This is a genomic window from Corynebacterium phoceense (assembly GCF_900092335.1).
GTDB lineage: Bacteria > Actinomycetota > Actinomycetes > Mycobacteriales > Mycobacteriaceae > Corynebacterium > Corynebacterium phoceense.
In genome coordinates, this window is the sequence record NZ_LT596208.1 from 278,325 (window position 1) to 301,079 (window position 22,755).

Below are 22,755 nucleotides of genomic sequence, written 5' to 3' on the forward strand. Positions count from 1 at the left end.
GGCGCATGGTAGCCACCGGATCGTCACGGATGACTCGCGCCTGGGGATGCCCGAGGTCGGCATCGGCTACTCGCCGGATGCCGGTGGCTCCTACGTCCTCGCGCGTGCGGCGGATCGGCTGGGCTTCCATCTGGGCTACACCGCGGCCCACGTCGGCGCGGCCGAGGCCATCGACACCGGCTTCGCAGACTACTACGTGCCGCAGGACCAGATTGAGTCGCTCGTGGCACGGCTGCACGAGACCGCGGACCCGGCCGTCATCGCGGAGTTCGCGCAGGACGCCGGTCCGGGCTTCGGCGAGGACCGTGCCGAGATGGTCGAGGCCTACGCCGCGCCCACGGCCGAGGCGACGCTCGAGCGACTCGACGCGCTGGCCGCCGAGCACGGCGAGGAGCACTGGGCTGCGAAGGCCGCCAAGCGCATTCGCCGCAACTCGCCGCTGGGCATCCGCGTGACCGAGGAAGGCCTGGAGCGCGCGGCGCAGCACAGCCGCGCGGACGTGCTCACGCAGGAATTCTGGATGTCGCTCAATATGCAGCGCCACCCCGAGTTTGCCGAGGGCATCCGCGCCCAAATCATCGACAAGGACCGCAGCCCGCACTGGAAGTACGCCACGATCGCGGACGTGCCGGGCGACGTGGGCGCCATCTTCGCCCCCATCGACGGCATTGCGCCGCCGGATTTCACCAAGAACGTTTAACGCACGACTGAAGGAGACACCATGGCCATCCTCACCGAGACCCGCGACCGCGTCGCGCTCATTACACTCAACCGTCCCGAGGCGCTCAACGCGCTCAACAAGGCCACGATGGAGGAGGTGACCTCCGCCGTCGCTCAGTTCGACGCGGAAGAGAGCATCGGGGCTATCGTCATCACGGGCTCCGAGAAGGCCTTCGCCGCCGGCGCCGACATCAAGGAGATGGCGCCGCGCGGCGCGACCGAGATGTACTCGACCAACTGGTTCGCGGACTGGGATATCCTCACCCGCGCGCGCACGCCGATCATCGCGGCCGTCAACGGCTACGCGCTCGGCGGCGGCTGCGAGCTGGCCATGATGTGCGACTTCATTATCGCTGGCGACCGCGCCAAGTTCGGCCAGCCCGAGGTNGGCCGTCATCGACGCGGCGCGTCTGCTGCGCGCGGGCGAGGCCGAGGTCGTCGTCGCCGGCGGCATGGAATCCATGACGAATGCGCCGCACCTGCTGCCGCGCTCGCGCGCCGGCGTGAAATTCGGGGCGTTTGAGGCGCTCGACCACATGGAACACGACGGCTTGCGCGCCGCGGACCTGGGTATTTCCATGGGCTCGCTGTCCGAGAAATACGCGGACCGCTATCCCGTCACCCGCGAAGAACAGGACCATTGCGCGGCGCTGAGCCACCAACGCGCGCTCGCCGCGACGCAGGACGACACGCTCGCCCGCGAAATCGTGCCGCTTACCATCGAGACCCGCAAGGGCTCGGTGACCATCGAGTCCGACGAGGGCATCCGCGAGGGCGTCACGGACGAGTCGTTGGCCAAGCTCCGCCCGGCCTTTGAGAAGGGCGGCTCGATTACGGCGGGCAATTCCTCGCCCATTACGGACGGCGCGGCGGCGGTTGTGCTCACCACGGCCGCGCATGCCGCGGCGCAGGGCTGGGAGGTTCTCGCCGCGCTGCGTTCGGTGGGCCAGACCGCCGGCCCTGATTCCTCGCTGCAGCAACAGCCTGCCGATGCCCTCCTCCGCGCCCTTGAGCGCGAGGGCTGGGACGCAGGCTCCCTCGACCACGTGGAAATCAACGAGGCCTTTGCCGCCGTCGTCGTCCATTCCGCGCGCACCCTGGGCCTGGACCCGGACGCGGTCAACCCGCAGGGCGGAGCGATTGCGATGGGGCACCCCATCGGGGCATCGGGAGCGCGCTTGGTCGTGCATGCGGCGCACCAGCTGGCGGCGGGCGCGGGTTCGCGCGCGGGTGTTGCGCTCTGCGGTGGCGGGGGACAAGGCGAGGCCCTGCTGCTCGAAGCGAAATAGAAAGGAACTGTGAGATGTCTGTAGAAATCACCGAGGGCGAGGTTCTCGCTTCCGTGCGCGACGGCGTGGGCACGCTCACGCTTAACCGGCCTAAGGCGCTCAACGCGTTGACCTTGGACATGATTCGTGAGTTCACCCGCGTTCTGCGTGCGTGGGCGGACGATGACGCGGTGCGTCTCGTGCTCGTGCGGGGTGCTGGTGAGCGCGGCCTGTGCGCTGGCGGCGACGTCGCGGCGCTCTACCGCGACGCAGTCGCCGAGGGTGGACCAGGCGACTTCGGCGCCACGTTCTGGCGCGAGGAGTACGAGCTTAACCACTATATTTCGGTCTACCCCAAGCCGTACGTGGCGCTGCAGACGGGCATCGTGCTGGGTGGCGGCATCGGGATCTCGGCGCATGGTAGCCACCGGATCGTCACGGATGACTCGCGCCTGGGGATGCCCGAGGTCGGCATCGGCTACTCGCCGGATGCCGGTGGCTCCTACGTCCTCGCGCGTGCGGCGGATCGGCTGGGCTTCCATCTGGGCTACACCGCGGCCCACGTCGGCGCGGCCGAGGCCATCGACACCGGCTTCGCAGACTACTACGTGCCGCAGGACCAGATTGAGTCGCTCGTGGCACGGCTGCACGAGACCGCGGACCCGGCCGTCATCGCGGAGTTCGCGCAGGACGCCGGTCCGGGCTTCGGCGAGGACCGTGCCGAGATGGTCGAGGCCTACGCCGCGCCCACGGCCGAGGCGACGCTCGAGCGACTCGACGCGCTGGCCGCCGAGCACGGCGAGGAGCACTGGGCTGCGAAGGCCGCCAAGCGCATTCGCCGCAACTCGCCGCTGGGCATCCGCGTGACCGAGGAAGGCCTGGAGCGCGCGGCGCAGCACAGCCGCGCGGACGTGCTCACGCAGGAATTCTGGATGTCGCTCAATATGCAGCGCCACCCCGAGTTTGCCGAGGGCATCCGCGCCCAAATCATCGACAAGGACCGCAGCCCGCACTGGAAGTACGCCACGATCGCGGACGTGCCGGGCGACGTGGGCGCCATCTTCGCCCCCATCGACGGCATTGCGCCGCCGGATTTCACCAAGAACGTTTAACGCACGACTGAAGGAGACACCATGGCCATCCTCACCGAGACCCGCGACCGCGTCGCGCTCATTACACTCAACCGTCCCGAGGCGCTCAACGCGCTCAACAAGGCCACGATGGAGGAGGTGACCTCCGCCGTCGCTCAGTTCGACGCGGAAGAGAGCATCGGGGCTATCGTCATCACGGGCTCCGAGAAGGCCTTCGCCGCCGGCGCCGACATCAAGGAGATGGCGCCGCGCGGCGCGACCGAGATGTACTCGACCAACTGGTTCGCGGACTGGGATATCCTCACCCGCGCGCGCACGCCGATCATCGCGGCCGTCAACGGCTACGCGCTCGGCGGCGGCTGCGAGCTGGCCATGATGTGCGACTTCATTATCGCTGGCGACCGCGCCAAGTTCGGCCAGCCCGAGGTCAACCTCGGCGTCACCCCGGGCATGGGCGGCTCCCAGCGCCTCACGCGCGCCGTGGGCAAGGCCAAGTCCATGGAGATGTGCCTCACCGGCCGCATGATGGACGCCGAGGAAGCCGAGCGCTCCGGGCTCGTCGCCCGCGTCGTCCCCGCCGGCGAGCTCCTCGACGAGGCGCTGAAGACCGCCGCGACCATCGCGGCCAAATCGCTTATCGCGACGACCATGATTAAGGAGCAGGTCAACGCCGCCTACGAGACGACCCTCGCACAGGGCCTCCTCTTCGAGCGCCGCACCTTCCACTCCATCTTCTCCTCCAACGACCAGAAGGAAGGCATGGCCGCCTTCGCCGAGAAGCGCGACGCCAACTTCACGCACTCCTAAAATTCAGTTTTCGCTTGCGCACCCACATTTGGAGGGCTCTACAGCTGTTGCTTCCGCGCGCACTGTGGGGACCTCTTGTGCTCATTTTCGTTTAGTGTCGCTGATAGTGGTGCTCTACGTGCCGCTTCTCGTGGATGCATAAATATGGTTTCCTTATGGAAATTGATATTCATATGGGATGATGAACGGGCTTAACAATTACTTCATTCTTTGTCTGCTGTTTGAGCCAACGAGCTTGTGGCTGCCTGCGGTGGAGGTCGCTTGTAGCGTGACGAGCCGGCAAGGAGACAACGCCGGAAGGGGACAACCACACCACCATGTTGAACGTCAGCGATCCGAATTTGAAACACGATGCCGGTAGCGACCTCGACCCCAGTCCTCAGCTGGTTCATGTGGTGTGGTCACTTGCAGCGTTGGTGGCGCTGTTGAGCGGGGCAGCAGTCGGAGCGCTGGGATTGGGTTTCATTGCAAAGAAAATAGGAGCTCCTGTTCCGGATTTCGCGACGGTAGGCGGCGTCCTTCTGGGAACCGTCGCTGGAGCAGCTGTGCTGTACTTCGGGCTTATGCGCTCGTGCGGTTGGGGACTGAGAGAACTCGGTTTTGTCCGCCCTGCGCATTCTTTGTGGCACCTTCTGTGGTGGACGCCGGTCACGATGTTATGCGGCGGTGTGGGAGCAATGCTCATTGGAACGGCAGCGGGATTAGCCCCACAGGACGGGAGCGCAGACCGCGATGGATTTCATCTGGGCGTTGCCGCTGGGCTGCTCATGATTCTCTGCGGCGCAGTCGTGATACCTGCGATTGAGGAAATCGTCTTTCGACGAATGCTGTTCGACGGTCTCAGAACCAAGCTATCGACGCCCCTGGCCGCGATCCTCGTGACGGTTGCCTTTGCATTGGTCCACGCGCAGCCCGCGGTCATGCTGTATATCGCATTCCTTGGTACGTCTTTGGTCCTGGCGCGATTGTGGTTCCAGAGCCTGTGGGGATCGTTCCTCGTTCATGCAGCGAATAATGCGCTGCTTAGTGCAATGATTCTTGCGTCGCTCTAAGCATTCAACGCGCTTCCACATTCGGCGTGGCTGCTGCTTGGTGCTCGGAGCGCCGAGGTTATTCGACGTCGTCGCCGGCGGCGCGGCGGAAGATCGCGGCGGCATCGACAAGCTTGGCGGCGGCGTCCTGGTCGAGGCTGGCGCAGTAGTCGCTGAGGACGGGGCCGGCGGCGCTGGCGAGCGCGATGCCCTGGTCTGTGATGGTGAGCAACGTCGATCGCTTGTCCTTCTCGTCCGTCACGCGGGCGACGAGGCCTTGGCCTTCGAGACGGCGGACGGTGTGGGTGAGCGAAGCCGGCGGCATGTGGAGCCGGGCGCTGATTTTCGACATGGGCAGCGCGCCGGAGCGTGACCACATGAGGAGCGTGAGGAGCTCAAAGTGAGCAAAGCTCACGCCGAACGGCGCGAGCGCGTCCTCCGCACCCGCGCGCAGGAGGTGCGCGGCGCGGGCGGCGGAGGAAATCGCGGTGAGGCCTAAGGCGGCATCGGAAGCATAGTGCTTCTCCCATTGCCGGCGGCCCTCCGCGATGCTGTCCATGATTTAGCCCTTCAGGTTCGGGAAGTCCGAATCCGCGAACTCGGTCTGTGCCTTGGTCTCGCCGCCGTCGGCGGAGTGGATTTCGGTCTCGCGCTTGCGTAGATCCACGCGGCGAATCTTACCGGAGATGGTTTTGGGCAGCTCGTAGAACTCCAGGCGACGGATGCGCTTGTAGGGGGCGAGGCCGTCGCGGCAGTGCTTGAGGATGGCCTCGGCGGTCTCGGCCGTGGGCTCGTAGCCCGGGGCGAGTGCGACGTAAGCCTTGGGGACCGCGAGACGGATAGGATCCGGGGAGGGCACGACGGCGACCTCAGCCACGGCGGCGTGCTCGATGACAACGGACTCGAGCTCGAACGGGGAGAGGCGGTAGTCCGAGGCCTTGAAGACGTCGTCGGCACGGCCGATGTAGAAGATGTAGCCGTCCTCATCGCGCTCGGCCGTGTCACCGGTGTGGTAGTAACCGTCGCGGAAGACTTCCTCGTTCTTCTCCGGGAAGTTGAAGTAGCCCGGCGTCAGCCCAACAGGGCGCGGGTCGAGCTTGAGACAGATCTCGCCGGTGTCGCCAATCTCGTCCGTGGCAGGGTCGATGAGGACGACCTCGAAGCCCGGTAGCGGACGACCCATGGAACCGGCCTTGACCTTCTGGCCCGGGGTGTTGGCGATCTGGAGGGTGGTTTCCGTCTGGCCGAAGCCGTCGCGCACGGAGGTCTTCCAGGCATTCTCGATGGCGTTGATGAGCTCCGGGTTGAGCGGCTCACCGGCGGCGACGAGCTTCTTTGGCGGGGTCTTCATGCGGTTCAGATCGGCGAGGACGAGCATGCGCCACACGGTCGGCGGGGCGCAGAAGCTGGTTACGCCTTCTTCTTCCATCTTGTCCATGAGGGCTGCGGCGTCAAAGCGCGTGTAGTTGTAGAGGAAGACCGTCGCGCCCGCGATCCACGGCGCAAAGAAATTGGACCATGCGTGCTTGGCCCAGCCGGGTGCCGCGACGTTGAGGTGTACGTCGCCCGGCTCGAGGCCGATCCAATACATGGTGGTGAGGTGGCCGACGGGGTACGAGGTGTGGGTGTGCTCCACGAGCTTGGCCTTGGACGTCGTGCCAGACGTGAAGTAGAGCAGGAGCGTCTCGTCCGCCGGGGTCTCCTGGGTGGGCGTGTAGGTCTCGGAAGCGGAGTAGCTATCGGAATAGCGCAGGGTCGGGTGGCTGGACTGTGCGTCCGGGGCGTCGCCGACCTGGATCATGGTGAACTCACCCGTGACGTCCTGGAACTTGGCGGCGTCCTCGCCGTTGGCGATGACCCATGAGATATCGGCGCGATCGGTACGGTCCTGGAGGTCAACCGTACCGAGCATCGCCGTGGCGGGGTTGAGGACGAAGCCGGCCTTGATGCAGGCAAGCATGGATTCCCACAGCTCGACCTGGTTGTTGAGCATGAGCATGACGCGGTCACCGCGCTTGACGCCCTGCTCCGTGAGCCAATTAGCGAGCTGGCTCGAGCGGGCGGAAAGCTCGGCGAAGGTGCGGCGGGTGGACGTACCGTCCTGCTCGCAGATGACGAGGGCCTCGCGGTCCTTCGACTCGGCCTCGGTGCCCAGGTGATCAAACCAATCGAGGGCGAAGTTGAAGTGCTCGAAGCGCGGCCATTCGAAGTTCGCGCGAGCGGCTTCGTAATCGGTCTGTACGGAAACAAGCTGGTCGCGGGCGGCGCGAAACTGCTCGGTAACGCTGGGGCTGGAAACAGTAGTCATGATGCTCCTCGAGAAGTGTCGGGGGTCCTAGTGGAAAATAATTGTGACCTGCGTCCCAACTCACCATAGTTCGAATTCGAAGTAATGGCTAGGCAATTGTCAAAGTATTTTTTGTTTCCGCAGTACAGCTAATAAAAATAGTCGCGCTAACGCTCGAGAATCCCGTGGAGGACGAGTTGTCCCAACGCGTGATAGGCCGCGGCGGGAGCGAGTGCTTCCGTGTAGGCGCCCTGCTGGATATCGGCCATGGTGCGCTGGATGACCAGCGAGGTAAACGCCACGGATTCAGCGCGGAATTCGCCTGCTGCGACGCCGCGCTCGAGGAGCGTGCGGATGGTCTGCGTCGCGCCGGAGGTGTTGAGTGCGTAGACCTCCTGGGCGACGGGTTCAGTGGCAAGATCGCGCATGAAGGCAGTGCTCGCGGGGGCGAGTGCGCTGGTCATTGCCGTGAAATAGTCCTCCAACGCGCGGGCGGCGCTCGTCATGCGGTTCGCCTCGGGGTCTGTGCGGCGGGTGATTTCTTTGAAGAAGCTCACGAGCACGCGGCGGATGATGGCGTCGCGGGTTTTGCCCAGGGCGTAGATAGTGGACTTGGAGCAGTGGTAGCGCTTGGTGGCGTCGTCGATGGTGAAGGACTCGAAACCCTCGGCCAGGAAGTCTGTGAGGAGCGCGGTAAAAAGCTCGCGTTGGCGCGCGGTGAGCGGGCGTGTGGCGTTCTCGGGCATGGGCTAGGTCCTGTCTGTGTTTCGCGGTTTACCTGCGTTAACTCTAGGTTGGGGAACGCGTGGGGGAAAATTTCCACCCAGAAGACGTGACGTGGGCCACGCCGTACTGTACGATTTTAAACGTAATCGTACTATCCCTTCGGACCTAGGGAGCACTTCATGCCACCGATTCTTGATTCTTCCCACCCACTCGGCGCGCACCTCGCCGGCATCAAGTACCCGCACGCGGACATCCTGGGCGTCGCGGATCGACTGCCCGAAGACGAGCAGGGCAAGCTCGCCACCATCCACGAGTTCCTTCAGACCGAGATTCGCCCCGTGGTGGGCGAGTTCTGGGACCGAGAAGAGCTGCCTTTCGACCTGCTGCCCAAGATGGCCGCGCACGGCCTCGGCGAGATCGAGCTCTCGGGCACCTCGCGTCTCTACCGCGGTCTCGTCTACGCCGAGGTAACGCGCGCGGACGTGTCGCTCTCGGCGCTCGTGGGCATTCACAACGAGCTCGTGGTCGGGCTCATCGATAAGCTGGGCTCGGACGCACAGAAGAAGGAATGGCTGCCGGGTCTGCGCCAGTTTGAGAAAGTGGGCTGCTTCGCGCTTACGGAGCCGGACCATGGCTCCGATATCGCCGGCGGTCTGGCCACCACCGCAGAAAAGACCGCGGAGGGCTGGGTCATCAACGGCGCCAAGCGCTGGATCGGCGCGGGTACATTCGCGGACTTCTCCATCTGCTTCGCCCGCGACATCGCGGACAACGACATCAAGGCGTTCATCGTCGAGCACAACCGCGAGGGCGTGACGACGCAGAAGATTGCCCGCAAGATGGGCCTGCGCATCATGCAAAACGCGGACATCAACTACGACAATGTCGTTATCCCGCACGAGAACCTCATCCCGGGCGCGGAGACTTTTGCCAACGTCAACGACTTCCTGTGCTACTCCCGCGCCTGGGTGGGCTGGCAGGGTGCCGGTATCCAGCTGGGCATCTTCGACAAGGCCCGCGAGTACGCCGTCAAGCGCGAGCAGTTCGGCCGTCCCATCGCGAAGTTCCAGCTTGTCCAGGAGCAGCTCGCGCGCATTCTCGGCAATGCAACGGCCTCGCTCGCCATGATGGCGCAGGTCGCCGAGGTCCAGGAAAAGGGCCTACTCGAGATGCCTTTCGCGGCACTTGCCAAGGCCACGACCACGCGCCTGGCGCGCGAATCCGCCGCGGCCGGTCGCAATATCGGCGGCGGCAACGGCATCCTCACCGAGTATGACCTGTCCAAGCTCATGTCGGACGCGGAGATCCTCTTTACCTACGAGGGCACCTACGATATCAACTCGCTCATCGTCGGCCGCGCCGTCACCGGTGTGTCGGCATTCGTCTAAGGAGAAACTATGCAGCTCGAGAACATTTCTGCCATCGTCACTGGCGGTGCGTCCGGCCTCGGCGCCGCGACGGCTCAGGCGCTTATTCAGCGCGGCGCGCGCGTCACGGCCTTTGATCTTCGTGCCCCGGAGTATGACGGCGTGGAGTTCGCCGAGGTCGACGTCACCGACGCTGCCGCCGTCCGCGAGGCCGTTCAGGCCGCCCAGCATGCCGATGCCCCCTTGCGTCTCGCCATCAACTGCGCCGGCATCTGCCCCTCGGCGCGCATCTTCGGTCGCAAGGGGCCGCACGACCCAGACCTCTTTGCGAAGACTATCAATATCAACTTGATGGGTACGTTCCACGTCATGACTGCGGCGGCCGAGGCCATGGCCGCGACTGAGCCAGTCGACGAGGACGGCCAGCGCGGCGTCATCATTAATACCGCCTCCGTCGCCGCGTTTGAGGGGCAGGTGGGGCAGGCCGCGTACGCTGCGTCCAAGGGGGCGGTCCATGCGCTCTCGATTACGGCTGCGCGCGACCTCGCGTCGCAGGGCATCCGCGTCAACGCGATTGCACCCGGCGTCGTGGCGACACCGATGATGGAGCAGATTACGCCCGAGTTCAAGCAGCAGCTCGAGGCCACCGTGCAGTTCCCCTCGCGACTGGCCAAGCCCGAGGAGTTCGCCCAGCTGGCCATCTCCATGGCGGAGAATAACTATCTCAACGGCGAGACCATCCGTTTGGACGGCGCGCTGCGCATGCCGCCGCGCTAGAGCGTCACGCAGGGAAACCCGGGGCAGGTGCTCCGGGTTTCTCTGCGTTTTTGCGCTCGCGCTCTTTCAGACCATGACTTCTCTTCGCCTGCAGTATTACGCAGAATCCATCCTGGGTTTCGAGGTCGCAGACCAGAATGCGCGCTCGCGTGCTGCGGCGGAAAGCTCGGTGCGCTACAGCATCAGCGCCGCGGAGTGGCGGGGTACGACGGCCTAGCCGTAGGCGGGAAGCCCCCAGTAGGGGAAGACCGCGCGGGAGGTCTGCACGACGGCGGGCTCGGGGCGCGTGGCGAGGACCTGGCGCGGNGCCAGCGACGGCGGCGGCGACGTGCGTCCAGGCGCGGGCGACGGAGTCGAGGTTGTATCCGCCGCCGCCGAGAGCGACCCACTTTCCGTTGGCGTATTGGTCGGCCCACGTCGCGACGGAGCGGTAGGCATGCGCCATGGCGTTGATGCTCACCTCGAGGTCGGCGAGCGGGTCGGCCGCGTGGGGATCGGCGCCATGCTGAGAGATGAGCAGCTGCGGGCGGAAGCGGCTGAGGAGTGCGGGGATGAGGGCGTGGACGGCGTGGAGCCAGGCGGCATCGGAAGGCGAGCGGGGTAAGGCGATATTGACGGCGGTGCCCTCGGCACCGGGGCCGCCGATGTCGTGCGCGAAGCCGGTGTGGGGGAAGAGGTAGAGGCCGGACTCGTGGACGGAGATAGTGAGCACGCGGGGATCGTCCCAGAAGATGCGCTCGACGCCGTCGCCGTGGTGGGCGTCGAGGTCGAGGTAGGCGACGCGGGTGGCGCCCTGGTCGAGGAGCCACTGGATGGCGACGGCGGCGTCGTTGTACATGCAAAAGCCGGACATGGAATCCGCGAACGCGTGGTGAAGGCCGCCGGCGAGGTTGAGCGCGCGCGGGGCGCGGCCCTCCCACACGGCCTGGGTAGCCTGGAGCGAGGCGCCGGCGATCTTCGCGGCGACGGTGGACAGACCGTGGCTGATGGGATTGTCCTCCGTGCCGAGGCCAAAGCGGCGGGCAGGGACTTCGAGGCGCGTGGCGGTGATGTAGTCCGGGGAGTGGACGGCGGTGAGCTCGGCGGTCGTGGCGGCGGCGGGCTCGACGACCTCGAATTCCTCGGTGAGGCGGAAGTAGTCCGCGAGTTCGTGGGCCAGCCCCACGCGGTCCGGGCCCATGGGATGGTCAGGGCCGAGGGAGTAGCGGCGCATTTCCTCGGCGTTGAAGAGCAATGGCTTCACGGCGGTCTCCTAGCGCAGCGCCCGGGCGAGCGGGTCGCGTTGTTCGTCGAGGGGAGCCACGCGCAGGCGCGCGCCGACGACGGCTGTGCTGTCGAGGCCCGCGATGACGGGCGTGAGCTCGCAGTCGACAACTTGGACGAGCTCGTCTTTGAGAGCGGTCAGGCGCATGAGGACGTCTTCGACGCCATGGAGCTGCGGGGCCTTCGCGCCCTGGTAGCCGGCAAGGAGCGGGGCGGCGCGCAGCTCGCTGAGCATGGTGAGCGCGTCGGTGCGGCGCAGGGGCGGGACGCGCCACGACACGTCGCCAAGGAGATCTGTAGGCAGGCCCGCGATGCCGGCGGAGACCATAGGGCCGAGGACGGGATCCTCGATGGCGCGCAGGGTGAGCGAGGCGCCGGCGGGCACGGTGCGTTGGATGGCGGGGGCGAGGACGCCGGGATCCTCGCCGAGGTGGAGGTCGCGGGTGAGCTGGGTAAGCGTGTCCCAGGCGCGGGTGAGGGCCTCAGGGGTGCGGATGTGGCGCAGGACGGTGGGCAGCTCGGAGCGGCCGCGCACGATGGGGGAGGTGCACTTGAGAACGACGTCCCAGCCGTGGGATTCCGCGGCATGGAGGGCCTCGCCCAAGGTGGGCGCCGGCGTCCACGGCACGATGTCGATGCCGAAGGCGTCGAGGATAGCCATGCATTCCTCGTCCGTGGCCCAGCGGCCAGTGGGGGAGTCGCGGAGGATGTCGGCGATGATCGCGCGGGCGCTGTGGGCGTCACCGGGTTCTGCCAGTTGATCCTCGGGCGTGGGGCGGGCGAGCGTGCGGCGCTTTTCGTTGTGGAGGATGGTGGCGAGAGCCTCGAGCGCGTCCGCGTACGTGGCGAAGACGGGCAGCTGGCCTTGGGTTTCCTCGCCGGTGTGGTCCTCGGACGGGAGGTCGAAGCCCACGAAGGAGGCGATGAGCGGGGTGGCGTGCTCGAGGGCGGGCCCGGCGGCGAGCTCGGTGAGCTGCGCGCGGGCATCCTTGGTGATGAACTCGCCGATTTCCACGACGGCGGTGAGAACCGCATCGACAGCGGGGTCCGCGAGAGCCTGTGCCACGGCGTCGCGGATGCTGGCGACGGGCTCGCCCATGACGGTGGTGCCGCGGACGCGCAGGCCGAAGCGACCGGCGGCGCCTTCCATCTGGCGAGTGAGCCCCGCCGAATTGGAGATGACCGCGACGCGTGGGCCTTGGGGGACGGGCTGGCGGGCAAGCAGCTGCGCGATGTCGTACATGGCGTCGCGCCGGGTGACGACCATGGCGCCGGTCTGCTCGATGACCTCGTCGAGGGCCGCGATGGGCGCGGCGGGCTGGGTGACGGCGACGTCGTCTGGGGCTGCGGCATAGCGCGCCGAGTGGAGCGCACGCGACGGCAGGAAGACCACGACATGTTTCTCTAGGGCGAGGCGACGCAGCACGCGGAAGAATTTGCGGGGGTTACCCACCGTGTCGAGGGAGAGCAGACAGACCTGCGTGCGCTCGTCGTCGCTCCAGAACTGAATGACGTCGTTGCCCGTGACATCCGCGAAGGAGCCGGCTGCGATGAAGGTGGATAGGCCGACTCCGCGGGCGAGCGCGTGGGAAAGCGTGAGCGTCGCGACGCCCGCGGACTGGGTAAAAAGACCGGTGCGGCCCGCCCGCGGCATCGGCGCGGGTGTCGTGTTGAGCCGCACGTCTGGATCCGTGTTGATAATGCCCAACGAGGCCGGGCCCAGGGCGCGCAGCCCATGGTCGCGGGCGGCGAGAACGACGGCGCGGGAGGCCTCTCCTGCGAGGCCTGGGTTTTGGCTGCGGGAGACGAGCACGACGCCGGCCGCATGGACCGCGGAGGCCGCGTCCATGAGCGGGCCCGGGTCGGTGCCGGTCGGGGCGACAACGAGGCCGCCGGGGATGGCGGCGTCGGGGGAGGGGGCATCGGAAAGCTGGGCGAGGGAGCTGGTGGGGCCGTGGAAGGTGGCGGGGGCGTCGCCGACGGTAGCTACGTGGGTGGGATTGAGGAGACGGCGGATGGAGCTGGACTCGGCGCGCAGCTCGCGGCGCTCCATGACCTCGCGGGAGGTGGCGTTGGGCTCAATCCGGAAGTCCACGCTGATGTAGCCGTCCGCGAGCTCCGGCTTGGCGGAGTAGCCCGCGCGGATGAAGACCTGCGCCATCTGGCGGTTTTGGGTGAGCATCTCCGCGAAGAAGCGCTCGACGCCGCCTTCGCGGCCGATTTCGGTGAGGTGCTCGAGCAGGATATTGCCCACGCCCTTGCCGTGGTGGGAGTCCTGAACGAGGAAGGACACGTCGCCCACGCGGGCGGGCAGGAGCGACTCGACAATCCCGTACCCAGCCACGGCCACGATGTCCCCGCGCTCCTCGACGACGAGGGTGACCTTGTTATAGCCGCGCGTGTCGAGCCAGCGGTCCAGGTCCTCGTTGGTGAGCTCGGGGTGGGTGCCGAAGAAGCGCAGATACTTGGAGTGATCGGAGACGCGACCAAAGAACTCCACGAGGCCCGCGCGGTCCGTATCCCGGACGGCGCGCAGCGTGGCGATGGTGCCGTCGTTCAAGATGACATCCGCGTCCCAGGCTGTATACCTGCTGTTTTCGGGCTTCATGCCGTCCCACTTTAGCCAGTGAATGGCGTTCACCCCAGGGGTTTGGGCGAAATCCCATGACACTGGGGTCACTCCAGGGGTAAACGGTGGTTCAGCTCTCGCGAAAGATAGTTTTGTGACGTGTGTCTCGTTAGGGTGGAAGGCAACGAAACCCCAATCTGGATGCAAAGGAGTCCGCTATGTACACCATTCACCACTACGTCAACGGTGAGGCCTGGGAGGGCACGACCGGCAACACGCAGCCGGTCCTCAACCCGTCTACCGGCCAGGAGCAGGCCGCAGTGGCGCTGGCGAACACGGCGGACGTCGACCACGTTGTCGCGGAGGCCGAGAAGGCCCAGCCGACGTGGGCGGCGATGAACCCGCAAAAGCGCGTCCGCGTCATCATGGAGTGGATTCGCCTCATCCACGCCAACATGGATGAGTTGGCCCGCACGCTCTCTCTGCAGCACGGTAAGACCTTCGAGGATGCCAAGGGCGACGTCCTGCGCGGTGTCGATGTCCTCGAGTTTGCGCTCGGCGCGCCGCACCAGCTCAAGGGCGAGTACTCCACCGAGGTCGGCACCGGCATTGACACCTACTCCCTGCGTCAGCCGCTCGGCGTCGTCGCGGGTATTACGCCGTTTAACTTCCCAGCCATGATCCCGCTGTGGAAGGCTGGCCCGGCGCTCGCCTCCGGCAACGCGTTTGTCCTCAAGCCCTCCGAGCGCGACCCGGAGGTTCCGGTCCGCCTCGCCGAGCTCTTCATCGAGGCCGGCGGTCCGGCAGGCGTCTTCAACGTCGTCCACGGCGGCAAGGAAGCCGTCGACGCGCTGCTCGACAACCCGACCATCAAGGCCGTCGGCTTCGTGGGCTCCACCCCGATTGCGAACTACATTTACGAGCGCTGCGCGGCCAACGGCAAGCGCGCCCAGTGCTTCGGCGGCGCGAAGAACCACGCCATCGTCCTGCCGGACGCGGACATCGAGGCCACCGCGGATGCCTTGGCTGGTGCCGCCTTCGGCGCGGCCGGCGAGCGCTGCATGGCGCTGTCCGTCGTCGTTCCCGTGGGCAAGGAGACCGCCGATAAGCTCCGCGAGGCGCTCATCCGCAAGATCCCGGACCTCAAGGTCGGACACTGCCTTGACCCGGAGGCGGACTACGGCCCGCTCGTCACCGCGGATGCCCGCGACCGCGTCAATCGCCTCATCGGCGAGGGCGTCGAGGCTGGCGCTGACCTCGTCGTCGACGGCCGCGACATCGACATGTCTGGCAAGGAATTCGAGGGTGAGTCCCTCGCGGGTGGCTTCTACTGCGGGCCCTCCTTCTTCGACAACGTCACCGCAGACATGTCCATCTACACCGAGGAAATCTTTGGCCCGGTCCTCTCCATGGTCCGCGCGGAGACCCTCGAGGAAGCCATCTCCTACCCGAACGACCACATGTACGGCAACGGCGTCGCCATCTTCACCCAGAACGGCGGCGCGGCGCGCGACTTCGTGAAGAACATCAACGTCGGCATGGTGGGCGTCAACGTCCCCATCCCGGTTCCCATCGCTTACCACACCTTCGGCGGTTGGAAGGCCTCCGGCTTCGGCGACCTCAACCAGCACGGCCCGGACGCTTTCCGCTTCTACACCAAGACCAAGACCGTCACCTCCCGCTGGCCGGATGACCAGAACGCCGGCCCGCAGTTCACCATGCCGGTCATGTAAGAAAGGACTGATTTCAATGAGCACCATCGCATTCATCGGCCTGGGCAACATGGGCGGCGGCATGGCCGCCAACCTGGTCAAGGCAGGTCACACGGTCCGCGGCTTCGACGTCGTGGAGGAGGCCTGCGAGCGCGCCGCGGACAACGGCGTGGAGATCATCGCTTCGGCTGAGGAGGCCGCCCAGGGCGCTGACATCGTCATCACCAGCCTGCCTAACGGCGGCCTGGTCAAGCAGGTCCTCGAGCCCATCATCGCGGCCGAGGATACCGCCCCGATCTTCGTCGATGTCTCCACCATCGCCGTTTCCGAAGCCCGCGAGCTTGCCGATGCCGTCTCCGCCGTCGGCTCTCGCTTCCTCGACGCCCCAGTCTCCGGCGGCATGGCGGGCGCCGCCAACGGCACCTTGGCCTTTATGGTCGGCGGCGAGAAGGAGGACTTCGACAAGGTCAAGCCGGTACTTGAGGCCATGGGCAAGTCCGTGACGCACTGCGGCCAGACCGGCAACGGTCAGGCTGTCAAGGCCTGCAACAACATGATTCTGGCCATCCAGCAGATTGCCCTGTCCGAAGCCCTTGTCCTGGGCGAGCGCCTCGGCCTCGACCACCAGGCCTTCTACGACGTGGTCTCCAACGCGACGGGTAACTCCTGGTCGCTCACCGTCAACGCGCCGGTGCCGGACATCGTGCCGGGCTCGCCGGGCGACAACGACTTCAAGCCGGGCTTCGCCGCAGCGCTCATGCTCAAGGATCTGAAGCTCGCCATGGCCGCGGCGGAGGAGACGAAGACCGATACCGTCCTGGGCAAGATTGCCACCCAGCAGTACACCAAGCTCGTGGACGAGGGTCACGGCGGCCTCGACTTCGGCGCGATTATCAACGACGTGCGCGCGACGTAGTTCATGCTAGCCGGGGCGCGCAGCGTTCTGGCTAGTGCCCGTCCAGCATCTCCTGGAGGACGGGCGCGTAGTACTCGATGAGCGTGTCCGTCTGGAAGGCCTCGAATTCCGTATCCCCGAAGCGGCGCATGAAGCTCAAACCCATGAGCAGCGCCACCGCCGATTGCGCCCGCAACTCCGGCGAAGGACTCGGGTGCGGGGCCTCGTCCCGGATGCGCTGGGCGAGTACTTGCAGCAGGTCTGACTTGATGCGCTTGCCAATCGCGTTGAGGCTCTCCGGGGCACCCGCGGCCACGGAGATGGTCCGCGCCATCGAGTAGGGCGCATTGTGTGGGGCCGTGAGCGTTTCGATGACCGCGGTCCGCCCGAGCTCCCCAAACGGTCCGGCAAACAGCGCGGCCGAAGAAGCCGTGAAATCCACGGTGGCCTCGAAGAGGCTGTCCTTGTTACCAAAGTGCTTGACCACGAGCGCCACGGACACGCCCGCAGCCTCCGCGATGTCTTTGAGTGAGACCTGCGCGAACGTGTGCTCACTAAAGAGCACGCGCGAGCATTCCAAAATCCGCTCCCGCGCGCTCGGCTTTACCTCGTTCGGCTCCTGTGCCGGGCCTGTATCCATGTCGCTTATCGTAGCGCCCGCCCCGCGGGCGCACGATGCTTTTCTAGGAAGGTTCTTTCGATGGTCATCTCGCTCATAGGCGTGGTCCTCTCGCTCATATTCCTTGTCGTCTTCGCTTATCGTGGCCACTCCGTGGTCGTCGTCGGCCCCGCCGCCGCGCTCATTGCGGTGCTCTTTGCCCGCGAACCGGTCATGGGCACGTACACCCAGATCTTCATGCCGGCGCTCGCTGGGTTCATTGGGAAGTATTTCCCGCTCTTCCTCTTCGGCGCGATCTTTGGCTACCTCATGACCTCGACAGGCCTGGCGCGCTACCTCGCCCGCGGTATCACCGCGCTCTTCGGGCCGAAACGTGCGATGCTCTCCACTGTTATCGCCACCGCACTGCTTACCTACGGCGGCGTCTCCGCGTGGGTCGTGGCCTTTACCATCGTGCCGATTGCGACCGCGCTTTTTAAAGAAACCGGCATCCCCAAGCGGCTTATGCCCGGCGCCATCGCGCTGGGCACCATCACCTTCGCGCTCGCCGCGTTGCCGGGCTCCCCACAGATTCACAACGCCATTCCGACGAGCTACTTTGGCACGAATACGTACGCCGCGCCGGTGTTTGGCATCCTCTCGGCCCTCCTCATGCTGGTGGCCGGTATGGCCTGGCTCGAGTTCCGCATTAAGCAACTCCAGCGCGGCGGCGAGCGCTTCGAGCCCATCGACGCAAAGGGCAACGTCATCCCGACGCCCGAGGGCATCGGCGATACTGGCGACGAAGCCTCCGTCGACATCGGCGGCGAGTCCTTCGACACCAACTCCGGTGGTCACCTCACCACCCACGCGCCGCTGGGCATCAAGGAACCGTCCGTCAAGGTCCAAGGCATGCTGGGCCTGTTGCCCATTCTCGTGGTCATCGTGGTGAACTTCGCGATTGTCTACTTCTTCTCCAAGTCCTGGACCGCCGACTACCTCGCCGCAGAAAAATACGGCGAGACCTCTCTCAAGGCGCTGCTCGGTATCTGGTCGCCGACCATCGCCCTGGCGCTCGCCGTCGTGGTCATCATCGCGATGTTCCCCTCGCGCGTGAGCACCTCGCTCAAAGAACTTTCCGAAGGCGCGAAGAACGCCATCCTCCCGTGTTTTACTACCGCGTCTGAGGTCGGCTACGGTGCCGTCATCGCGGCGCTGGCCGTCTTCGCCGTTATCAAGAACAACATGCTCGGCATCGCGGATAACGCGCTCGTGGTCTCCACCGTGTCCACCGCGGTCATCTCCGGCATCACCGGCTCGTCCTCCGGAGGCTTGTCCATCACCATGGAAACCCTCGGCGAACAGCTCGCGCAGCTGGCCACGGAGCAAGGCATTAGCTTGGAGCTTATGCACCGCGTGACCGCCATGGCCTCCGTGAGCTTCGACTCGCTGCCGCACAACGGTGCGGTGCTCACCATGCTCATGGTCTGCGGCATGACTCACCGCCTGTCCTACAAGGACGTGGCCGTCGTGACCATCATCATCCCGCTCGCGACGTTGGCCATCATGCTGGGGCTCAATGCCCTTATTCCGGGCTTGTCTTAAAAGACGCTTAAGTAAAACTCACACGGCACACCACTGGAACATCGAAAAGGGTGAAAAAGGGTTGCGTCCGTTAGGAGCTTGTGTCGTTAGTCGTGAAGTCCCTGGTCAGTCATCGGAATCTTCCCGGACACGTCCACTGGTGTGAACACTGGACGCTTCAGCACTTATTCCCACCACATCACAGACCTGACCTGGACGACCCACCCGGAGCTATCCCATTGGATTGACCGGCTGGTCACCCACTGCAACGACCTTGGTTCAACTCCACCTAAAACTCAGAGAATAGTATTTAACCTAATGAAAGTGAGATTCATAGACGCTGAATGTGAAAGCCCTTTCGCCGCCCCGACCCACGTCGCCTCGCCCTATAACGTTTCGAGTGTTTGTCCCCAAAAACTGAGATTCAAGGACGACGTTTTCTAACACTAACGACGATGGGTGTTCTTCTATAGCTGGCAGCTGGGTCTATCGTCACCCACGCTGGCCATCATGCGGGGGCGAAGCCATTAAGGCGATAGCCCAAGCCCGGCTCGGTGAGGAAGTAGCTTGGACGTGACGGATCTGGCTCGAGCTTGTGGCGCAATTGCGACATGTAGACGCGCAGATAATTGGTCTCTCGCTCATAGTTTTTGCCCCACACTGCCTGTAGCAAATCGGTGCTTTTGACGAGAGACTCGTAGTTTCGGGCCATGTATTCGACGATTTTCCATTGAATGGGTGTGAGGTGGATGCGTGAGTCATCCACGTAGACACTTGATTGGGCAAGGTCGAGGCGCAACCGGTTATCCGAGGAGACGAGTACGGGGTTCACTCGTTCGGTGGCGAAGGCGGTGGCGGCGCGGCGTAGGGCGGATCGGAGCCGGGCGAGCAGCTCACCAGTGGAAAATGGTTTGGTGACGTAGTCGTCGGCGCCCTCGTCGAGGGCGTTGATCTTGCCCTCTTGTTCATGGCGGGCGGAGACCACGATGACGGGCACAGTCGACCATGTGCGCAGCGAGCGCAGGACTTCTAGACCAGACGTGTCCGGAAGGCCGAGGTCCAACAGAACTGCCTGGGGTTGCCACTGCCCAGAGATCTTCAGAGCGGAGGCTGCTGTCTTTGCAACGCGAACGTCATACCCCCGCGCCTTGAGGTTGATTGAAACCGCAAGGGCTAGCGGATGGTCGTCTTCAACGATAAGGATGCGGGGCCCTTGGTCGGCTTCGGGTGCCGCAGGGGAGGAATGGAGTTGGGGCACTACTGCTTTCCACCTTCGGGTGTAGGGGCACAAGGCATTTCGATGACAATGGTCGCACCGCCACCGGGGGTCTCGGCGGGGTAGATCTGTCCACCCATGGCTTCAGTGAAACCACGGGCCACGGCCAGACCTAGGCCGAGCCCCAAGGCGTCGTCTGATAGCCGCTGGAAAGGCAGAAACAAGCTATCCCACTGGTCTCGAGGAATTCCAGGGCCGTGATCAGCAATCCTAATCTGTACGATGTTATGGTCGTCGCGACGGCCGGAGGGCCCGATTGAAGCGGCATCGTCGGCCACGACGGAGGAAGGAGCGTCCTTTGCGTGGGCCACGCTAGCCAGGAGTGCTTGGTGTGCCTCGCGCGCCGTGATGTCGATATGGGTGCCTGCGCCGTGGTTGGCCGCGTTGGCGATGACGTTTGCTAGTACGCGCTGGACGAGGCCGTAATCCGCGAGGATCGGGGGCAGCGTGACAGGGATGTCCACACGCACGCGTCCTGCGGAGACGCTGTGCTCATCGAGCACAGCGTCGACGATGTCCGCGACATCAATAGCCTGCGAGTTTGGTCGAAGCATCCCCGTTTTGAGTCGAGACATGTCAAGCAGATGATTGATAACTATCTCGAGACGGTGCGCCGAGGACTCGATGGTGTTGATGAGGGCCTGGCGGTCAGCCTCAGAGATTTCGACGTCGCCGAGCGTGAGTCCGGAGACTGCCGTGGTGATGCCAGCTAGCGGCGTTCGTAGGTCGTGCGAGACTGCGGTGAGCAGCGTGGAACCGACTCGGTTGGAGGATTCCAAGGCTGTGGTCGCCCGTCGCATCGCTTCCATTTCTTGCCGGTCGAGAATGGCGGTAATGCGAGCACCGTGGGCTTCGATCATATCGATCTCAGACGGGCTGAGCTCCCGGTTGCCGATGACTAGGCGCAGTGAGTCACCGATCCCCACGTGGTTGACGGATTCACCGGCGCGACTTTTCTTCTGTGCCACAGCTACATCCGGGGACTCCGCGTTGGACTCGATGGTCCACCACTTCTTGTCTTCACTGGAATAGCGCTGAAGGAGGACCGTGTCCAACAAAAAAGTCTCGCCGAGTCGCCGCAAGAGTGATTTAAGATCCGCCCCCTCGTAGATGACGCCGCGCGCAAGGTCTGCCATGATGACGGCCTGTGTTTGACGTCGTTTCGCTTCGTCTGCGCGCCGTTCAGCGTAGTCCACGATATACGCCACGGTCAGAGCGATGATGATGAAGAAGCCCACTGAGGCTATCGACTCCGGCTCGGTAATACTCAACGTGTGGATGGGAGCGGTAAAGAACCAGTTGGCCAATAGCGAGCCACTGACGACCGCGAGCAGCGCCGGCCACACGCCGGCCGCGACGGCGCTAAAGACCACGATGGTGAGAAATCCCAGCAGGATGGGGCTCAAGAACTTTTCCTCCGGATTAAAGAGCAACATGAGTACCGTAAACCCCGGGGGTAAGAGCACCGCCGCAAACCAACCGGCCAGTAGGCGGACCCGGCCGAAATTCGCGCCTCGCCGAGGCCGTTTGGGCCGGGGGGCATCCGACGTGGACAGGGAGACGATGTGGACATCGATCGTGCCCGAGCCATCGATGACGCGCTCGGCAACACCATTGGCAAGAGTGTGCCCCCAGCGTGGCCGGCGGCCGATAACCAATTGCGACGCGTTGATAGAGCGTGCGTATTCCAACAGCGTGCCGGCGACGTCGTCGCCGATGAGCACGCGCCACTGGCCATTGAGATCTTCCACCAGCTCTTGCAGTCGGCGCAGCGAGGAAGGGGTTTGGTTGGAGGTCAACCCCTCGTTGTTGGCGACGTAGACCGCCACCATTTCTCTGCCCGAAACTCTTCCTGCGATACGGGCGGCGCGCCGAATGAGTGCTTCGGACCCGTCGTTGCCCGGCACCGCTACTATGAGGCGCTCCCGGGTCGGCCACGTCGAGTCGATCTCGTGGTTCTCGCGGTAGGCCGCGAGACCTTCTTCGACCTTGTCGGCCAACCACAGCAGCGCCAATTCGCGCAGGGCAGTCAGGTTTCCCAAGCGGAAGTAGTTCTCCAGGGCCTTGGTCGCCATGGCTCCGTGGTAGATCTCGCCCCGCGAGAGCCTGATACGCAGCGAGTCGGGGGATAAGTCGACCAGCTCGATGCGGTCGGTATCGCGGAGCACCTGGTCGGGGATGGTTTCACGCTGCCGGGTGTTTGTGACCGCCGCTACGACGTCGTTGAGCGATTCGAGGTGCTGGATGTTGAGCGTTGAGATGACGTCGATCCCAGCGTCAAGCAGCGTGTAGACGTCCTGCCACCGCTTTTGCGAGACTTCTGTGGCTGCGAACTCGGCATCGCTGGTGACGACGGTGTGCGCGAGCTCGTCGACGAGAAGCACGTCTGGAGCAAGTGCCAAGCAGGCGTCGACATCTAGCTCTTCGAAGACCCGCCCGCGATAGGTGGTTTTCTTTCGCGGGATGACGGTTAATCCCTCGACCAGTTCCGCGGTGCGTTTCCGGCCGTGCGTTTCTACGACGCCGACCATGACGTTAAGCCCCTGCCGCTGTAATTCATGTGCTTCGTTGAGCATGGCGCAGGTCTTGCCCACGCCGGGGGCAAAGCCAAGGTAGACTTTGAGTTTTCCACGGTGGCTGTGGGTTGGCTCGAAGGGCGCAGAGTCGGTAGTCGCTCGAGGAGACTCAGAGGCAGACATAGTTACCAATTATATCCTTGGGAGTGTTTGTTCTGGGCGGCGTGTGTCGAGGGGAGAAAGACGAAGACAGACCCCCGGCAGGCAC

General features: G+C 64.8%; 17 protein-coding genes and 2 pseudogenes. 11 read left to right on the forward strand and 8 right to left on the reverse strand.

The annotated features are described in order from the left end of the window. From BN9444_RS05530 to BN9444_RS05555, 6 genes and pseudogenes are all read left to right on the forward strand, one after another. Positions 1 to 700 (forward strand): enoyl-CoA hydratase/isomerase family protein (locus tag BN9444_RS05530; RefSeq protein ID WP_141681564.1); only part of this gene is annotated, 700 nt, incomplete at its 5' end. A gap of 21 nt (positions 701 to 721) precedes the next feature. Next, positions 722 to 1,105 (forward strand): annotated as a pseudogene (locus BN9444_RS05535) (enoyl-CoA hydratase-related protein); the annotation flags it as partial. Between the two features lie 4 nt (positions 1,106 to 1,109). Next, positions 1,110 to 2,009: pseudogene (locus BN9444_RS05540) on the forward strand (acetyl-CoA C-acyltransferase); the annotation flags it as partial. 14 nt (positions 2,010 to 2,023) lie between these two features. Further along, complete coding sequence (locus BN9444_RS05545; RefSeq protein WP_068801564.1) at positions 2,024 to 3,100, forward strand: enoyl-CoA hydratase/isomerase family protein; 1,077 nt, start codon at positions 2,024 to 2,026, stop codon at positions 3,098 to 3,100. A 21-nt stretch (positions 3,101 to 3,121) separates the two neighbouring features. Then, positions 3,122 to 3,886: an enoyl-CoA hydratase gene (locus tag BN9444_RS05550; protein WP_068801565.1), complete on the forward strand. Its 765-nt coding sequence runs from the start codon at positions 3,122 to 3,124 to the stop codon at positions 3,884 to 3,886. Positions 3,887 to 4,203: 317 nt separating this feature from the next. After that, the gene (locus BN9444_RS05555; RefSeq protein ID WP_068801566.1) at positions 4,204 to 4,938 is read left to right on the forward strand and encodes a CPBP family intramembrane glutamic endopeptidase; all 735 of its coding nucleotides are present in this window, start codon (positions 4,204 to 4,206) and stop codon (positions 4,936 to 4,938) included. Positions 4,939 to 4,996: 58 nt separating this feature from the next. Here BN9444_RS05555 and BN9444_RS05560 read toward each other — a convergent pair whose 3' ends face one another. The 3 genes from BN9444_RS05560 to BN9444_RS05570 form a co-directional block, all read right to left on the reverse strand. Continuing rightward, positions 4,997 to 5,476: a MarR family transcriptional regulator gene (locus BN9444_RS05560; protein WP_068801567.1), complete on the reverse strand. Its 480-nt coding sequence runs from the start codon at positions 5,474 to 5,476 to the stop codon at positions 4,997 to 4,999. 3 nt (positions 5,477 to 5,479) lie between these two features. Beyond that, a complete protein-coding gene (locus tag BN9444_RS05565; RefSeq protein ID WP_068801568.1) occupies positions 5,480 to 7,225 on the reverse strand; it encodes an AMP-binding protein in 1,746 nt (581 codons plus the stop codon). A 146-nt stretch (positions 7,226 to 7,371) separates the two neighbouring features. Then, positions 7,372 to 7,950 carry a TetR/AcrR family transcriptional regulator gene (locus tag BN9444_RS05570; RefSeq protein ID WP_066512148.1) on the reverse strand — a complete coding sequence of 193 codons (579 nt, stop codon included), beginning with the start codon at positions 7,948 to 7,950 and terminating at the stop codon, positions 7,372 to 7,374. Between the two features lie 159 nt (positions 7,951 to 8,109). On the opposite strand from BN9444_RS05570, the gene BN9444_RS05575 reads away from it, so the two are divergent. Then, positions 8,110 to 9,318 (forward strand): acyl-CoA dehydrogenase family protein, encoded by a 1,209-nt coding sequence (locus BN9444_RS05575; RefSeq protein WP_066512153.1) that lies wholly within the window; start codon positions 8,110 to 8,112, stop codon positions 9,316 to 9,318. 9 nt (positions 9,319 to 9,327) lie between these two features. Beyond that, the gene (locus tag BN9444_RS05580) at positions 9,328 to 10,074 is read left to right on the forward strand and encodes an SDR family NAD(P)-dependent oxidoreductase (protein WP_068801569.1); all 747 of its coding nucleotides are present in this window, start codon (positions 9,328 to 9,330) and stop codon (positions 10,072 to 10,074) included. Between the two features lie 4 nt (positions 10,075 to 10,078). Here the strand turns inward: BN9444_RS05580 and BN9444_RS05585 are convergent, their stop codons facing one another. Together BN9444_RS05585 and BN9444_RS05590 are read right to left on the reverse strand one after the other, a co-directional pair. Then, positions 10,079 to 11,287 carry an acetoin utilization protein AcuC gene (locus BN9444_RS05585; protein WP_478219567.1) on the reverse strand — a complete coding sequence of 403 codons (1,209 nt, stop codon included), beginning with the start codon at positions 11,285 to 11,287 and terminating at the stop codon, positions 10,079 to 10,081. Between the two features lie 39 nt (positions 11,288 to 11,326). Beyond that, positions 11,327 to 13,945, reverse strand: coding sequence for a GNAT family N-acetyltransferase (locus BN9444_RS05590; RefSeq protein ID WP_068802145.1), 2,619 nt, complete (start codon positions 13,943 to 13,945; stop codon positions 11,327 to 11,329). A 179-nt stretch (positions 13,946 to 14,124) separates the two neighbouring features. Between BN9444_RS05590 and BN9444_RS05595 the strand changes: the two genes are divergently transcribed. Both BN9444_RS05595 and mmsB read left to right on the forward strand, forming a co-directional pair. Then, entirely contained in the window at positions 14,125 to 15,639 is a 1,515-nt protein-coding gene (locus BN9444_RS05595; RefSeq protein ID WP_066512155.1) for a CoA-acylating methylmalonate-semialdehyde dehydrogenase, read from the forward strand. Positions 15,640 to 15,655: 16 nt separating this feature from the next. Beyond that, positions 15,656 to 16,534 carry a 3-hydroxyisobutyrate dehydrogenase gene (gene mmsB / locus BN9444_RS05600; RefSeq protein ID WP_066487472.1) on the forward strand — a complete coding sequence of 293 codons (879 nt, stop codon included), beginning with the start codon at positions 15,656 to 15,658 and terminating at the stop codon, positions 16,532 to 16,534. Positions 16,535 to 16,565: 31 nt separating this feature from the next. On the opposite strand, the gene BN9444_RS05605 is transcribed toward mmsB, so the two are convergent. Further along, the gene (locus tag BN9444_RS05605) at positions 16,566 to 17,153 is read right to left on the reverse strand and encodes a TetR/AcrR family transcriptional regulator (protein WP_068801570.1); all 588 of its coding nucleotides are present in this window, start codon (positions 17,151 to 17,153) and stop codon (positions 16,566 to 16,568) included. Between the two features lie 60 nt (positions 17,154 to 17,213). Here BN9444_RS05605 and BN9444_RS05610 point away from each other — a divergent pair, with 60 nt between their 5' ends. Then, entirely contained in the window at positions 17,214 to 18,716 is a 1,503-nt protein-coding gene (locus tag BN9444_RS05610; RefSeq protein ID WP_066512159.1) for a GntP family permease, read from the forward strand. A gap of 487 nt (positions 18,717 to 19,203) precedes the next feature. On the opposite strand, the gene BN9444_RS05615 is transcribed toward BN9444_RS05610, so the two are convergent. Together BN9444_RS05615 and BN9444_RS05620 are read right to left on the reverse strand one after the other, a co-directional pair. After that, positions 19,204 to 19,953 (reverse strand): response regulator, encoded by a 750-nt coding sequence (locus tag BN9444_RS05615; RefSeq protein ID WP_068801571.1) that lies wholly within the window; start codon positions 19,951 to 19,953, stop codon positions 19,204 to 19,206. Then, positions 19,953 to 22,670, reverse strand: a complete 2,718-nt coding sequence (locus BN9444_RS05620; RefSeq protein WP_066510543.1) for a DUF4118 domain-containing protein — start codon at positions 22,668 to 22,670, stop codon at positions 19,953 to 19,955. The genes BN9444_RS05615 and BN9444_RS05620 overlap by 1 nt, the downstream gene beginning before the upstream one ends. Positions 22,671 to 22,755: the final 85 nt, after the last annotated feature.